Genomic DNA, 16087 nt, shown 5'->3' on the forward strand with positions numbered 1-16087 from the left:
AAATTGAATGAAGCCCATAAAAACAGTATTCTTTTTAATTGGAGTGTTTCTTTTGCTGGCAGTGGCAATGTGGGCTACTCCTGCCGGCGGTATAAAAGTGGGCACATTTACTTTTCATCTGCCGTCGTTTTCAGAAATGTTTCTGGATGAGGGCCCGCAATATGTTGATGTTTCGCATATTGTTGAAGAGCAGTTCGACATTGATTCTGTGCTGATGCCCGGAAATGAGGAATCAACGCCGGAAATATTGGCAGCAAATTATGATTCGTTGGTTGCAAAAATTCACCGGATTGAGCTGAACGATACCGCAAGGCAAAACTTATACGGCTTTTTCAAAAGGCTGGAAAAAGATACGTTGGTTCGCATAATGCATTATGGCGACAGCCAGATTGAAGGCGACCGTATGACGGCGTTTATACGAAACAGGCTGCAGAAAAAATTTGGCGGAACCGGCATTGGCCTGCGTCCGGCATTGCAGCCTTACGATTTTGTGCTTTCTGCCGTTCAGGAAAATTCGGGCAACTGGATGCGGTATCCGCTTTACGGAAGAATTGACTCGACCATTCAACATAACAAATATGGTCCGATGGCTGCTTTTTCGCGGTTTGCTCCTCCACAGCCTGACACGCTTGCAACAGATTCGCTTGTTTATTATGAAGCGTCGCTGGCCATCGAAAAAGCTTCGGTGGCTCTGGATTCTTCGCGGGTTTATAAGCACTTTAAACTGTATTACGGGAACACGAGTGAGCCGGTTTCTGTGCAGTTGTTTTCAAACGATACGTTTATCGCACAGGATACGCTTCTGCCAACTGTTGATTTTGCCCGGCTGGAAATCGATTTGCCCGATACCACCAGTCAGGTTTCTGTGCATTTTAGCGGTTACGACAGCCCCGACATTTATGGCTTTGAAGTGGCTTCCAAATCCGGTGTTATTATGGATAACATCGCATTGCGGGGCAGTTCGGGGGTGTTTTTTACCCGGAACGATTTTTTGCACAGTCAAAAAGCTTACAAAGCGCTCATGCCCGATTTATTTATTCTGCAATTTGGCGGCAACACGGTTCCGTACCTAACCGAAGCCGAAAAGATAGTCAGCTACGGACGCTGGTTTAGGGCGCAAATTGCCCGGTTGAAAAAAACTTGCCCCCATGCAGCTATTATTGTTATTGGCCCCAGCGATATGTCCACAAAGCAGAAAGAATTTTATGTGACATACGAACATCTGCCCGGGCTTGTGGAAACATTAAAGCAGGTGGCGCTTTCTGAAGGTTGCGGGTACTGGGATATGTTTGATGCCATGGGGGGTAAAAACAGTATGCCCTCGTGGGTAAATGCAGACCCTGAGCTGGCACGCCCCGATTATGTGCATTTTTCGATGCGTGGCGCCAGGCTTATTGCCAACATGTTTTACAACGCACTGATTTTTGAGTACAATAATTATTTGCAGAATAAGTAGTAAATATGGAGTTCTTTCAGCAAATAGAGTGGGGGAGTTTTATTCGGAATATTTTTCTGTACAACGAATCGAGCCCGCTTATATTTACCCGGTTCTTTTTCTGGGGATTTTTTGCCATTGTTCTTGCCGGATATTCACTGGTTTACAATAACAAGAACCGAACCTTGCGGGCGGGTTACATTTTTGCCGCCAGCTTGTTTTTTTATTACAAGTCCAGCGGCTTTTTCTTTTTTATACTGCTGTTTAGTACGCTGACTGATTTTTTTATCGGAAAGTGGATTTATGCTTCAAAACGAGCATCGCTGCGTAAAATGCTGGTTGCGGCAAGTGTTGTTATCAACCTTTCGTTGCTGGCCTATTTTAAATATGCCTACTTTTTTACTGAAAGCCTGAACGCTATGTTCGGTACAGATTTACATGTGATAAACTATTTGGCGCACTGGGTGAATGCAGCAACCGGCACCCATTTTAATGTGAACCAGATTCTATTGCCGGTGGGTATTTCGTTTTTTACTTTTCAAACCATCAGCTATTCGGTAGATGTTTATCGCGGCGAAACGAAACCTGTTAATAACCTTATCGATTTTGGGTTTTATGTATCGTTTTTTCCGCAGCTGGTAGCCGGGCCAATTGTGCGCGCGTCGGGCTTTGTAAAGCAGATTTACGAAGATTACCACGTGTCGAAACAGGAGTTTGGTTGGGCCATTTACATCATTTTGAAAGGGCTGGTAAAGAAAATATTTATTGGCGATTACATTGCCGTGAACTTTGTGGATCGCGTGTTTTCGGCTCCGCTTTCGCATTCGGGTTTTGAAAATCTGATGGCGCTTTTCGGGTATTCGCTTCAGGTTTATGTTGATTTTTCGGGATATACAGATATCGCAATCGGGGTGGCTCTGCTCATGGGATTCCGTTTGCCTGAGAATTTCAATTCGCCGTATAAAGCCAAAAATGTGGGCGAGTTTTGGAAACGCTGGCACATGTCGCTTTCGTCGTGGCTGAAAGACTACCTGTACATTCCCATTGGCGGAAACCGAAATGGTTCGGTGTTTAGTTACCTGAGCCTTGGAATTATTTTGGCAATTGTGGTTCTGCTTGCCGGAAAACTCATTTTAATTCCGGTTTTTACCGGAATTGTTTTGCTGTTTGCCGCATTAGCGCATTTTTTCCCGGGCGTAAAGCGGCATATCAACACCAATATTAACCTGATGCTTACCATGCTGCTGGGAGGGTTGTGGCACGGCGCTTCGTGGCAGTTTATTATTTGGGGAGGACTGAATGGCGTTGGCCTGGTGGTTTATAAATTTTGGCGGAAAATCAGTCCGTGGGAAAAGAAAACCGGGTGGTTGGCAACATTGTGGAAGATTACCATCACCTTTTGTTTCATTACGGCAACCCGCATTTTCTTCCGTTCCGAATCCATGGAAATTGTAAATGGAATGATGCACCAGATTGCCAACAACATGGAACTGTCTATAATTCCGCAGGTTGTTTCAGCGTATAAATGGGTTTTTCTGATGATGTTGTTCGGCTTTTTTACACACTGGGTTAGTCAGAAGTGGAAAGACCGGCTGAGGGATGCTTTTATTGCTGCTCCGCTTTGGTTGAAAGTGGTGATTTCGGCAGTGGTGGTTATTATCGTTTACCAGTCCATTTCGGCAGATATGCAGCCGTTTATCTATTTTCAGTTTTAATGCTACAAAATTGAACCGATAAAAATTCCCAGGTACGACCCGAATGCAAAACCCAAAATACCGATGGTCAGCCCACCGATAATCACTTCTTTGTTTTTCAGAGCCATTGCAACCGCCGGAACAAATGGCGGAGAGTAGGTGAGTGCGGTTATGGCAATAATAGTGGTGTCGGTATCTACTTTAAAAATGCGGGCCAGCGCAACATGAATAATCATGGAGCCGACAACAACCCAAAGCACAAATAAAAACAACTCCAGAAATTCTATCTGAAACATGTTTTTTAAGTTGGCCATCGACGAGAGCGCGAGGCAGAACACAATAATAAAATACATTCCCAGGGGAAAGCTGATTTTTAGTTTGTTTATCGGCCTGATTAACGATGCCAGCAACCCCAGGGTCGTAATTGTCAGAATCACCCATGTTACCTGCGACTGCTTTGGTACAAGAAAAGAAATACCTCCGCCAATTGCGAAAATAACGATGGAAACCAATAACGATTTTGCCACTTCCGGAAGATTTTTTCGGCTGAACAGCCCGTCGTAGTTTTCCATGTTGGTGTCCTCTTCCTCGATTTCTACCTGCATTACATTTTCCGCTTTTTTTATGAAATTGTATTTTGGTAGAAACGTGTTAAAAAGGCGCTGGGCAATGGTCATAAGAAACAACAAAGCAACAGAACCTATTATCAGGTCGTAGGTGTGGGTCAGAATAAAAGTATTTGGGCTTACATTCAACGCAGTGCCAATTGCTGCAAGGTTTGGTGTTCCGCCGGTATAAACACCGATTAACATCCCTGTAACTTTGTTTGATTCGGTTATATTGTGCGCAAACAGGTAGTAGCCAATAAAAACCGAAATCATTAACGAAACCATTGCCAATACCAGTGAAATTATGGTGCTGTGGGCATTTTTCATCCATTTACGCAGGTTTAGCGAAAACAGCAAAAGCGGCAAAGCAATAAGTATGGTGTAATTCATAATGGACTCCTGCACCTGGGCAATCATATTGTAGGTCAAATCAGAATCAGAAAAGCCCGGAGCATTTATTACCGCCAGAAGTTCTTCTTTGGGAATGTAGCTTCGTGTGCCGCCGAGTAATTTCACCAGGCCTTCGCTTGGAGTGGGGAGAATCCCAATGTTTCCGAGAACTAGCCCGATGGCGTAGGCGAGTACAACAGCTCCTATTCTTTTTAATGTGTCAGATATTTTACACAAGTATATGAGAAGAACCGGAGTTAACAGGTAAAAGAGAATTAATGTTGCCGTAATCCACATAAACTGGTTTTTTAAGCTTTCAGGATTACAAAAATATATTTTTTATTCAGTTTGGAGGAACTGATTTTTGGTTGGCTGATTAAGTGCTTGTTATTATGTGCATAAAACAAAAGAGGCACAAACGTTAATTTGCGCCTCTTTGAATATTTTGAGTGATAATGCTTAGAATTTGAAACCCAGCGTAAACATCACGTTGTTTTTTGTTGAGTTGAATTCTACCATTTCAGGCATGTTGTAGAAATCTGTTGGTGGTTCCGGGTACATCAGGTCAAAGCTGTTCTGAACCGAGTACCGATAGGCAACATCGAAGAAGAAACCTCCGGTTCTATAGCCAAAGCCGGCAGCATACACATTCAGTTTTGAGTCGGCATTAGGCTGGTTTGCTCCAAATGCGTTGGTGTTGTACGGCGACGGATAATTTTCGAATCCGGCACGCAAACTGATATTGCTTGTTGCCATAAATTCTCCTCCAATACGAAGGTTCCCCACGCCTCTGTATGCTTCTGCTATTTCGTTGTTTTCATTAACAAAGTTGTAGCCGTTTCCGCCGCGTCGTAAACTTGCCGATCCGTAATCAGCATATTCATAATCGACGCTAATCAGTCCTTTTTTGCCGATTACATAAGCGGCACTGAGGGTAGCCTTAAGTGGAGTTTCCAAATCGTAGTCGTAATCAGAGTAACGGGATTTTGCCTCAAAATTACCCATTTCTCCGTTTTCGTCAGCAACGTTTGCATACATCGAAGTTCTAAAGAAGTCGTGCAGGTTGTAAAACGTCGGAGTGTGTAACGATGCTCCCAAGCGGAGTGCATTTATCGGTTTGTAAATTATACCGATTTTTCCGTTATATCCTGTTCCGGTAGTTTCCAAATGACTATTGAACTGCATTTCGTTAAAATAGTCAATTTTATTTTGTTTGTCCCATTCAAGCAATTCGTAAGATTCTTTAAAATTAACATCCAGAAGACCGATGGATGCACCAATGTATAATTTATGATTGAAATTAAGCCCGACAGCAAAAGAGTATTCGTTTACATATCCGTCTCTCGAAATGCTTTTGCGTTGGCTTTGACCGTAGTTGGAATGGTTTTCGTCCAGATCGTGCCAATACTCACTTGTTTCGTCATCTTTCCAAAGAAGGTAGGTTTCCCAGGCCAGGTTTTCATAGAATTCATCCATAATTCCTGCGTTTGCATTGCCTGTCATATAATCCAGGTACGACCTGTCCATATTGTCTGCTCCGGCCAACGATGTACTGTTGAAGTTTTTCAGCCGGTTAAAACCAATTCCGAAATTCACGTTAACCAGGCCGGTTTCGCTTTTATTTTGAGTAGAAAGCGTTGCTACATAACTCAAATTATTAAAAGCAAAATTGTATTTGCTGTCGGTCATTGAATTGTTGCGGTAGCTTGTTTCAACCTGATTTTTTCCGAAAGACGGAGTAAAAACAAGTTCTGCACTTCTGTACAAGCCTAGTCCTGCCGGGTTAATACTAACAGAGGTGAAATCTCCTCCAAGGGCTCCAAACGCATTTCCCATTCCACCGGAGCGTGCTGTCCCCTGAACCTGCAAATCGGAGTACCGTAATGCATCCAGAAGGCCCTGCGCCTGTACAAAAAACGGTGCAACAAATGCTAAAGTCAATAATGCTATTATTTTTTTCATGGCTAAATTGCTTTTTTCGTTAATACTCATTTTAGGCAACTTTTCTTGTTACCTTCTTCTCCCTGATGAAGATGAAGACGACGAAGATCTGCTGCTACCCGAGCTACTGGACCCGTAACTTCTGGATGATGAAGAAGATGATCCGCTGCTACGGTAACTGCCGCTGCTGCTACTGCTTCTTGTGGGAGTACTCCGTTGATAGGAGCTGCCCGAACTGGAAGAACTGGAAGGTGCGCGGTAACTTCTGGTAGAGCTGTTGTTGCTCGAACTTCTGTTATAAGTTGAACTAGACCTGTATGTACGGTTATAGGTAGAACTAGACCTTGGTGCCGAGTAGCTTGAACTTCTGCTTTGAGTAACTACCCTAGGTGTAGTTGTTGTACTACTTTTAGTTGCAGGTCTTGTGTAATTTCTGGTAACTGTTGATGAGCTGCCTGGCCTGGTGTATGTTCTGGCCTGGGTACTGCTGCTTCTAACCTGGCTGCTCTGCCCGGTTGAGGTTCTTCTTCTTTCGGCAGCAACGCTACTACTGTTTGTCGAACGTGTGGCAGAATTTGCTCTTACTCCCGAAGTAGAAGTAGATCTTCTTCCGTTCAGTTCAGTACGGGGTGTACTCCCTGTTCGTGCACTTTTGGTTACGTTGCCCGATGAACGTGAGGCAGAAGCCGACGTTCTTCCGGCGGCAGTTGTGGTATTTCTGTGAATAACATTTGTGCCGGTAGATCTCCTTTGTCCGTAATGGTAATTATCGGAGTCAAAATGCCAGTTGCCTCCATGGCCGTACCATGAGTTGTACGGGTAACCCCATCCATAATACGAGTATGGCCTGTTCCAGTAGCTGTAATATGGTGAGTAGCCCCATCCCCAACTGTAGTATGGCGAATACCAGTTGTAGCCCCATCCCCAGCTTCCGGCATAAGACCAGGGAGAGTACCATGATGAATAATAGGGATCGTAGAAATAAGGATCGTAATACCAGCTGTCCAAGTAGTAAGGATCGTAAAAGTACGGACGGTGGAACCTTCTGATACGATAGGTATAGTCAATTTCATTACCGTCGTAGTAATTATTAATTACATACTTTACGTCATCTTCGTTGTAATAAACGGTGGTGTCGCTTTGGTACATGTCGTACTGATCCATACTGTAACTGAGTGCGTCAGCATCGTCTTCGTTTCCCTGGAAAATGTAGTTGTTCATTGTTTGCGAACCTTCTTCGTTTTCCTGAATGTCACTAATAATCATTCTGTGTGCTGACTTTTCGACTGGCTGTTCCTCAACCATCGTTTTTTGTTCTACGGTAATTGGAGGGGGAACATCTCCCGGGTTAAAATAGATGTCATCAGTATAAGAACTGGTAACGTAAGTCCCCGAGGTGCATGCACCTACAAACAGTGCAGCCAGTGTTAAAATTAATAATTTTGATTTCATAACTCGTCCTCCCGGTTTATTTAATGTCAATAATATTTACTTTCTTTGTGAACTCAAATTTGTCATTGACAAAAAAGCAAAATTTATACCAATTTTATTAAAAATGGCGAAAGAATTAACACCACGTAGTGAAAATTATTCCCAGTGGTATCAGGATCTGGTAATTAAGGCTGATTTGGCTGAAAGCTCGGCAGTCAGAGGATGTATGGTTATAAAGCCTTATGGTTATGCTATTTGGGAGAAAATGCAGGGCGAACTTGACAGAATGTTCAAAGAAACCGGGCATGTAAATGCATATTTCCCGCTTTTTATTCCGAAATCTTTTTTCAGTAAAGAAGCGGATCACGTTGAAGGATTTGCCAAAGAATGTGCCGTAGTTACCCACTATCGTTTAAAAAATGACGAGGAGAACGGTGGAGTCGTGGTTGACCCGGCCGCAAAACTGGAGGAAGAACTGATTGTACGACCTACTTCAGAAACCATTATATGGAATACTTATCGCAACTGGATTCAATCGCATCGCGATTTGCCGTTGTTAATAAACCAGTGGGCCAATGTTGTGCGCTGGGAAATGCGTACCCGTTTGTTTTTGCGAACTGCCGAGTTCCTTTGGCAGGAAGGTCATACTGCGCACGCTACTAAGCAGGAAGCTATTGACGAAACGGTAAAAATGATAAATGTGTATGCCAATTTTGCGGAGAATTTTATGGCGGTTCCTGTAATAAAAGGGGTGAAAACAGCAAATGAACGATTTGCCGGCGCTCTGGATACATATACCATTGAGGCGCTGATGCAGGATGGAAAAGCATTACAGTCAGGTACCTCTCATTTCTTGGGGCAAAATTTTGCCAAAGCATTCGACGTTAAGTTTACCAATAAAGAAGGCCGCGAAGAGTATGTCTGGGCTACTTCATGGGGTGTTTCTACCCGTTTGATGGGGGCGCTGATAATGGCACATTCTGACGACAACGGTTTGGTGCTTCCTCCGAAATTGGCTCCTATTCAGGTTGTAATAGTACCAATTTACAAGAAGACAGAACAACTTGGAGCTATTTCCGAAAAAGTTAATGAAATTGTGGCTGCCCTGAAGCAAAAGGGTATTTCGGTGAAATTTGACGATAGTGACAATAAAAAACCAGGCTGGAAATTTGCTGAGTACGAAATGAAAGGCGTTCCGGTTCGGTTGGCAATGGGTCCGCGCGATCTGGAAAATGGTACCGTGGAAATTGCCAGACGTGATACTTTGGAAAAAAATATAGTTCCAATCGAAGGAGTTTCAGAATATATTGAGAAACTGCTGGACGAAATTCAACAGAACATTTTTCAGAAAGCATTTGATTTCCGCTCTCACATGATTACCAAAGTGGATACCTGGGAAGAATTTAAAGACGTTCTTAAAAATAAAGGAGGATTTATTTCTGCACATTGGGACGGCACTACTGAAACAGAGGAAAAAATTAAAAGCGAAACAAAAGCTACCATTCGTTGTATTCCGCTCGAAAATGAGCAGGAAGAAGGGAAATGTGTTTACTCCGGTAAACCGTCAACCCAGCGGGTGTTGTTTGCACTGGCTTATTAATTTTCGAAAAAAATATTGTTGGACAAGCAGCTCTTTTGGGCTGCTTTCTTTTTTATATTTCTGCAGGTTGTGTATTTTTAGTTCAAAAATTTGCCGTAATGGATGAGAAGGAAATCAGAGCCTCCCTACTGGAAGCATTTGTAATTAAATCCACAATAAAACAAAAGGTTTATTCGAATACCGTTCAAACCTTTAAAATTTTGAAGAAAGTTTTAAAAATACTTGAAAAAGAGTATGTAAGCGGGCTTGAGGACAAGGTTCCTCATGTTGTGCTTCCGGTTTTTAGAGAACGCGGGCCATTTGAAGCAGAGTTTGAAATAGGAGGCGACCTGTTGATTTTTAGCATGCACTCCAATGTTTTTGAGTTTGATAATAAACACCCCATTTTAAGCTCAGAATATATTCAGGAGGATCCGTTACGTTCTTATTGTGGCATTATAAACATTTATAATTTTCTGGCTGATTCTTTTAAATACAATCGGCAACAGGATTTAGGGTACCTGGTAGCAAGAGTTTTTGTGAATAAGGACAACCATTTTTTTGTGGAAGGCAAACGGCAGACCGACGAAAACGTGAAAAGTTTTGCCATCGACACCATTTCTCCCGGGGTTTTGCGGCAAATTGTTGAAACTGCCATCAGGTACTGCATCGAATTTGATTTGCTGGTTACTCCTTACGACAACGTGAAACTGGCAACCGTAGAACAAATGCAGGAGAAAATTGTCCATTCTAAAATGACCACCGGCAAAAGGCTGGGGTTTGCATTTAATTCGGATGATGTTTAAATTGTTGAATTCAGAAAAAGGAAACATTCAGATAAAATACAGAAAATGGAAAAAGTTGTAGAGAGATTTATTCGTTACGCTAAAGAATATACCACATCAGACCCGGAAAACGGGAACTGCCCAAGTACAGAGCGGCAGATGATTTTTATGAAAAAGCTGGAAGCCGAACTAATCGAAATCGGTTTGAAAGAAGTAACTCTTGATGAAAATGGTTACCTTATGGCAACCATTCCGGCGAATATAAACAATGAGGTGCCGGTTGTGGGATTTATTTCGCACGTAGATACCAGCCCTGATTTTTCAGGAGAAAACGTTCAGCCTCAAATCATTGAAAAGTATGACGGAAATACCATCCGGCTGAAAAACGGGGTTTCCATCGATCCTGCAGAATTTCCTGAAATTAAACAATACAAAGGGCAATCGATTATTACAGCCGACGGCACTACGTTGCTTGGAGCCGACGATAAAGCCGGAGTTGCAGAGATTGTTACTGCCTCTGAAATTTTATTGAAGTCAAACGACGTTAAACACGGAAAAATTCGAATTGGTTTCACCCCCGATGAAGAAATTGGGCGGGGAGCCGATGAATTTGATGTGAAGAAGTTTGGTGCTGATTTCGCATACACGCTCGACGGCGGAGAAATTGGCGAGCTTGAGTTTGAAAACTTCAATGCTGCCGGTGCAAAAATTACAGTGCAGGGAAGAAGCGTTCATCCGGGGTTTGCAAAAAACAAAATGGTTAACGCCCTGTTGGTGGCGCACAAACTGGTTGCAATGCTTCCGCCCACTCAGCGGCCTGAGCACACTGACGGGTACGAAGGTTTTTACCATTTGATTTCGTTTAACGGAAACGTTGAAAAAGCCGAGTTGCAGTTTATTATTCGTGATCACGATACCGCAAAATTCGAAGAGAAAAAGAAATTGTTGCAAGAGATTGTGCAGTTGGTAAACCTCGAACTTGGGCGCAAACTGGTTACCCTGGAAATGAAGGATCAGTACTATAATATGCGACAGAAAATTGAACCGGTAATGTATGTGGTTGAAATGGCTAAAGAGGCGATGAAAAAAGCCGGTATTCAGCCCAACGTAAAAGCTATTCGCGGCGGAACTGACGGTGCCCGGCTCTCGTACGAAGGGTTGCCATGCCCCAATGTATTTGCCGGAGGACATAACTTTCACGGGCCGTTTGAGTTTGTGCCGGTGCCTTCAATGGTAAAAGCCGTAGAAGTAATTTTAAATATTGCAGAACTGGTCTCAAAACGCTAAAAAATGCAAACCCGGTTTATCGATTATGTTAACAAAAAACAACTGTTTGAACCGCACCAGAAAGTGTTGCTGGCTGTGAGTGGCGGCATCGACAGCATGGTGCTTTTACATCTGTTCGAAAAATCGGGATTTCAGTATGGCGTGGTTCATTGCAATTTTCAACTTAGGGGAGAAGACTCCGACAAGGATGAGGATTTTGTTAAACAGCATGTGTGCAGCCACGGGGTGCCTTTCTTTAATACACGTTTCGAAACAGAAGAATATGCCGGCTTAAACGGGATTTCCATTGAAATGGCGGCGCGCGAGTTGCGTTACAACTATTTCGAGCAGATTCGCGCAAATAACAATTACGATTTTATTGCAACCGCCCACCATCAGGACGATTTGCTGGAAACGTTTTTTCTGAATCTGTCGCGAAAGACCGGCATCCGCGGGTTAACCGGAATCAAAGAGAAATCGGGTTGTCTGATTCGCCCGTTGCTGTTTGCCAACAGAAAGGAAATTGACGATTTTGCCCGCACCAGTTTCATCGAGTATCGAGAGGATCGTACCAACAGCGAAGTGGTTTACCAGCGTAATTTTATCAGGCATCGGATTCTTCCCCTTTTTCAGTCGTTAAACCCTGCGTTTAGCAACAACCTTTCCGAAACCATCAGCAACCTTCGGGAAACAGAAGAGGTTTATACTTTTTTTATTGAGGAGGAAAAGAAAAAAGCAGTATCGGTTAAAGGCACAGAAACCTCTGTTAAGATCGAACGTTTGCTGAGTTCGCCGTTTCCGCGCGTTCTGCTATTTGAAATTTTGACAGGCTACGGTTTTAATCCGAAGGTGATTTCGCAGGTTTTTCAAAGCCTGAATAATTTTTCGGGAAAACAGTTTCTTTCCAAAACCCACCGACTGGTAAAAGACCGGGAGCAGCTTTTTATTACACAACTCCCCGAAAATGGGAAACAGGTTTTTTATGTTGAAGAAGATGAAACCCGGTTGTTTGAGCCGCTTAATCTGGTTGTGGAAAAAATGCCGGCAGAAAATTTTCAACTGGAAAAGTCCCCTGATGTTGCTTGTCTGGATTTGGATAAACTCGAGTTTCCGCTGCTTATTCGAAAATGGCAGCATGGCGACTATTTCCAGCCCCTGGGAATGACCGGTTTTAAAAAGCTGAGTGATTTTTTTATCGACGAAAAAATTCCTGTTCACGAAAAAGAAAATACATGGTTGCTTTGCAGTGGGCAAAAAATTGTGTGGGTGGTGGGACACCGCATCGACAACCGGTTTAAAGTTACTTCAGCTACCCGGCAAATGGCGAAAATCAGGCTAAATAAAAGTTGATTCGCGACAGTTTTTTGTACCCCCTGTAATTTCAAGTGTATTTTTTCTCCTGTTCACTAAACTTTCATTCAACTTGATGGTTTGTTTAAGTGTAATTTTGGAGTATATATTTTTATGAAATTATATCTGTTTGATAAATCATCAGGAATAGGCTTACTTTTGATTTTGTTGTTTCTGGGTTTTACTTCGAAAATGCAGGGGCAGGCAGTAATCAATCCGGCACAGGATCCCGATAATCTTGAAATTGGCATAGTTGAACATTTAGACGATTTTTTGCCCGACAGTATTTCATTAATAAATGAAGACGGGGAACAGGTTTGGCTTGCGGATGTGATTGATAAGCCAACGGTAATTAATTTTGTTTACTACCGGTGTCCCGGAATTTGCAGCCCGCTAATGGAAGCAGTTGCAGGCGTAATGGATAAATCTGAACTGGTGGTTGGCAAAGATTATCAGGTGCTGACAATAAGCTTCGACCCTTATGAAACAATCGATTTGGGCATTCGTAAGAAAAAGAGTTATTTGGGACTACTCTCAAAAGAAAAAGCAGAACAGGCAAAAAACGGCTGGCTCTTTTTTGTTAGCGACAGCGCCAGTATTGTAAAAGCCACCAATGCAACAGGATTTAAATACAAAAGAACCGGAAACGACTATTTACATGCTGCATCGCTTACTGTTGTAAGTCCGGAGAGTAAAATTACACGTTATTTGAACGGGATGTTCTTTCTCCCTTTTGAGTGGAAAATGGCCATTGTAGAAGCATCGAAAGGGCAGTCGGGGCCAACCCTCAATAAAGTACTGCGGTTTTGTTATACCTACGATCCGGTGGGGCAGGCTTATGTTTTGAATATTACAAAACTGGGAGGAATAATGATTATGTTTTTTGCAACCATATTGCTGTTGTATTTAGTATTAAAACCGAAAAGGAGGGCAAAAACAATTAACTAAACAAAATAAAACGAATATGAACAAAACTATTCTAACCGGATTAGCTTTAACACATTCAGGTTCTTTGACTATTTGGAGAAGTAATTTATACCTTTTAAACTAACAATATTTAAGAAGATGAATTCGACAAGCGTTGCAAACGAGGCAAACTACCTAAAGTACAGAGGAAAATACAAGGGTTTGCTGGGGTGGATTTTCTCAACTGATCATAAGCGGATTGGTTTATTGTACCTTTATTCAATGGCTACCATGTTTTCTGTAGGCCTGTTGCTTGGGCTGGCTATGAAGCTGGAGTTGCTTGCCCCGGGCAAAACCATTATGGAGGCTCAAACCTACAATGCAACTTTTACGGTGCACGGTGTGATTATGATTTTTATGGTTGTGGTGCCGGGGTTGCCAGCCGTTTTCGGAAACTTTTTATTGCCAATAATGATTGGCGCCAAGGATGTTGCTTTTCCAAAATTGAATTTATTGTCGTGGTGGTTTTACGTTGCAGGTGTATTTTTAGTATTGTCAGCAATTTTGTTTGGCCCCGGAACACCGGACACCGGGTGGACGTTTTATGCACCGTACAGTTTTAAAACCGGAACCAATTTGCTTCCCGCTATTTTTGGCGCATTTATTTTGGGATTCTCTTCTATTTTAACCGGGTTGAATTTTCTGGTAACCATTCACCGGTTGCGTTGCCCAGGACTGAAATGGACCAAATTGCCACTTTTTGTATGGACTCTTTATGGCACGGCCTGGATTCAGTTATTAGCAACTCCCGTAGTTGGTATTACTCTGGTTTTGGTGGCTTTAGAACGAATTTTCGGAGTCGGGGTATTTGACCCGGCCCTGGGTGGTGACCCGATTTTGTACCAACACCTGTTCTGGATTTATTCGCATCCGGCAGTTTATATTATGATTTTGCCTGCCATGGGTGCCATTTCTGAAATCATTCCGACTTTTGCACAAAAACATATTTTTGGATACAAGGCAATAATTGCTTCAACAATGGCTATTGCATTTGTGGGGTACCTGGTTTGGGGCCACCACATGTTTACCGCCGGAATGAGTGGAACTGCTCAGTATTATTTTTCGCTGCTTACTTTTTTGGTTGCTATTCCCAGTGCTATAAAAGTATTTAATTGGATTTCAACCATGTATAAAGGCTCTATAAATGTACAGACGCCATTTCTCTGGGCTGCTTCTTTTATATTTGTATTTATGATTGGCGGACTCAGTGGACTGGTGCTTGGAGCGCTTGCTGCAAATATTTATGTTCACGATACTGCTTTTGTGGTAGCCCATTTTCATTACATTGTTTTTGGCGGAACAGGCTTTGCTTTTTTTGCTGCCATTCATTACTGGTTCCCGAAAATTTTCGGACGTATGTACGATAAAACCTGGGCTAACACAGGGTGGCTGCTTTTCTTTATCGGTTTTGTAACGCTTTATTCGCCCATGTTTTATTTAGGCATGATGGGAATGCCGCGCCGCTACTACGATTATCTTCAGGAATTTCATGGCGGAAATATTTTGAGTACAATCGGCTCGTGGGTGCTGGTAACCGGGTTTGTTATAGTAATTGTAAACCTGGTGCGTTCGGTAAGAAAAGGCCCCAAGGCGGAAATGAATCCCTGGCACGGTAAAACGCTGGAGTGGACAGTTCCTTCTCCGCCGCCACTCGAAAACTTCGATGAGATTCCCGTAATAGAAGAAAACGACGGACCATATAATTACTAAAACCATAAACCAAATGGAACAGGCAAAACATGTAGCTCATGATCATTACGACGCCGAGGCTTCGAAAATCGGAATGTGGCTGTTCATTTTTACCGAACTGCTGCTGTTTGGCGTTCTTTTCGTTATTTATTCGGTTTACCGATACATAAACCACGATGCGTTTCTGCTGGCTGCCGGAGAGCTGGATACTACCGTTGGTGCTGTAAATACGGTAATTTTGCTGATAAGCAGTATGACTATTGCGATGTCGACTACCTCGCTCCAGAAAAGGAATAAACTGCTAACACTTCTGTTAACCGGGGTTACACTCGTTTTGGGAGTTGTATTCCTGGTTAATAAGTATTTTGAGTGGGGTTCTAAATTTGAACACGGAATTTGGCCGGGCTCAGAGTATTTAATTGAAAATCTGAGCCAGGGAGAAATTCTGTTTTTTGGATTGTATTTTATAATGACCGGCTTGCACGCACTACACATTATTATCGGATTAGTTCTTATTGTGGTAGTAATGTGGAAAGTTTATACCGGAAAAGTTTATGCAGAAAGAGCTGCGTTGCTCGACAACTCAGGGCTTTACTGGCACCTGGTAGATATTATCTGGATTTTTCTGTTCCCGTTATTTTACCTTATTCATTAAACCCAAATTACTATGGAAAACGAAAAACATCATATTGTGCCGTACCGTCTGTATTTATTCGTGTTGGTTGCACTTTTGGCGCTTACATTTTTATCGATTGCAATAACCGAAATCGATTTGGGAAGTCTCACTGTTGCAGGTGCTTTGGTACTTGCATCAATAAAAGCATATTTGGTGCTAAAATATTTTATGCACCTAAAATACGACAAACCATACATCGTATCAATGGTAGTTTTTGTATTCGCCATATTTATAGTTACAGTAATAGTCACCTTTTTAGATTATTTATACCGATAGA

13 protein-coding genes are annotated in these 16087 nt (G+C 42.5%); 10 read left to right on the top strand and 3 right to left on the bottom strand.

The features are described from left to right. The first annotated feature begins 7 nt into the window (after positions 1-7). Complete coding sequence (locus tag BUB08_RS05920) at positions 8-1456, top strand: GDSL-type esterase/lipase family protein (protein WP_072999766.1); 1449 nt, start codon at positions 8-10, stop codon at positions 1454-1456. A 5-nt stretch (positions 1457-1461) separates the two neighbouring features. Next, positions 1462-3150, top strand: coding sequence for an MBOAT family O-acyltransferase (locus BUB08_RS05925; RefSeq protein WP_072999768.1), 1689 nt, complete (start codon positions 1462-1464; stop codon positions 3148-3150). A 2-nt stretch (positions 3151-3152) separates the two neighbouring features. On the opposite strand, the gene BUB08_RS05930 is transcribed toward BUB08_RS05925, so the two are convergent. The 3 genes from BUB08_RS05930 to BUB08_RS05940 form a co-directional block, all read right to left on the bottom strand. Then, positions 3153-4424, bottom strand: coding sequence for a DUF819 family protein (locus BUB08_RS05930; RefSeq protein ID WP_072999769.1), 1272 nt, complete (start codon positions 4422-4424; stop codon positions 3153-3155). Between the two features lie 162 nt (positions 4425-4586). Next, positions 4587-5603 (bottom strand): OmpP1/FadL family transporter, encoded by a 1017-nt coding sequence (locus tag BUB08_RS05935; protein WP_394332731.1) that lies wholly within the window; start codon positions 5601-5603, stop codon positions 4587-4589. A gap of 534 nt (positions 5604-6137) precedes the next feature. Next, a complete protein-coding gene (locus BUB08_RS05940) occupies positions 6138-7520 on the bottom strand; it encodes a hypothetical protein (protein WP_072999773.1) in 1383 nt (460 codons plus the stop codon). A 103-nt stretch (positions 7521-7623) separates the two neighbouring features. On the opposite strand from BUB08_RS05940, the gene proS reads away from it, so the two are divergent. The 8 genes from proS (at position 7624) to BUB08_RS05980 (ending at position 16086) form a co-directional block, all read left to right on the top strand. Further along, the gene (gene proS / locus BUB08_RS05945) at positions 7624-9099 is read left to right on the top strand and encodes a proline--tRNA ligase (RefSeq protein WP_072999775.1); all 1476 of its coding nucleotides are present in this window, start codon (positions 7624-7626) and stop codon (positions 9097-9099) included. A gap of 98 nt (positions 9100-9197) precedes the next feature. After that, positions 9198-9884: a hypothetical protein gene (locus BUB08_RS05950; protein ID WP_072999925.1), complete on the top strand. Its 687-nt coding sequence runs from the start codon at positions 9198-9200 to the stop codon at positions 9882-9884. A 45-nt stretch (positions 9885-9929) separates the two neighbouring features. After that, positions 9930-11150, top strand: coding sequence for a peptidase T (gene pepT, locus BUB08_RS05955; RefSeq protein WP_072999777.1), 1221 nt, complete (start codon positions 9930-9932; stop codon positions 11148-11150). A 3-nt stretch (positions 11151-11153) separates the two neighbouring features. Beyond that, on the top strand, positions 11154-12479 hold the full coding sequence (tilS, locus tag BUB08_RS05960) for a tRNA lysidine(34) synthetase TilS (RefSeq protein ID WP_072999779.1): 1326 nt from the start codon (positions 11154-11156) through the stop codon (positions 12477-12479). A gap of 114 nt (positions 12480-12593) precedes the next feature. Beyond that, positions 12594-13427: an SCO family protein gene (locus BUB08_RS05965; protein ID WP_072999781.1), complete on the top strand. Its 834-nt coding sequence runs from the start codon at positions 12594-12596 to the stop codon at positions 13425-13427. A 117-nt stretch (positions 13428-13544) separates the two neighbouring features. Then, complete coding sequence (locus BUB08_RS05970; RefSeq protein ID WP_072999782.1) at positions 13545-15155, top strand: cytochrome c oxidase subunit I; 1611 nt, start codon at positions 13545-13547, stop codon at positions 15153-15155. 13 nt (positions 15156-15168) lie between these two features. Continuing rightward, a complete protein-coding gene (locus tag BUB08_RS05975; RefSeq protein ID WP_072999784.1) occupies positions 15169-15789 on the top strand; it encodes a cytochrome c oxidase subunit 3 in 621 nt (206 codons plus the stop codon). Positions 15790-15801: 12 nt separating this feature from the next. Beyond that, positions 15802-16086, top strand: a complete 285-nt coding sequence (locus tag BUB08_RS05980) for a cytochrome C oxidase subunit IV family protein (protein ID WP_072999786.1) — start codon at positions 15802-15804, stop codon at positions 16084-16086. The last annotated feature ends 1 nt before the right edge of the window (position 16087 follow it).

Source organism: Mariniphaga anaerophila, from assembly GCF_900129025.1.
GTDB lineage: Bacteria > Bacteroidota > Bacteroidia > Bacteroidales > Prolixibacteraceae > Mariniphaga > Mariniphaga anaerophila.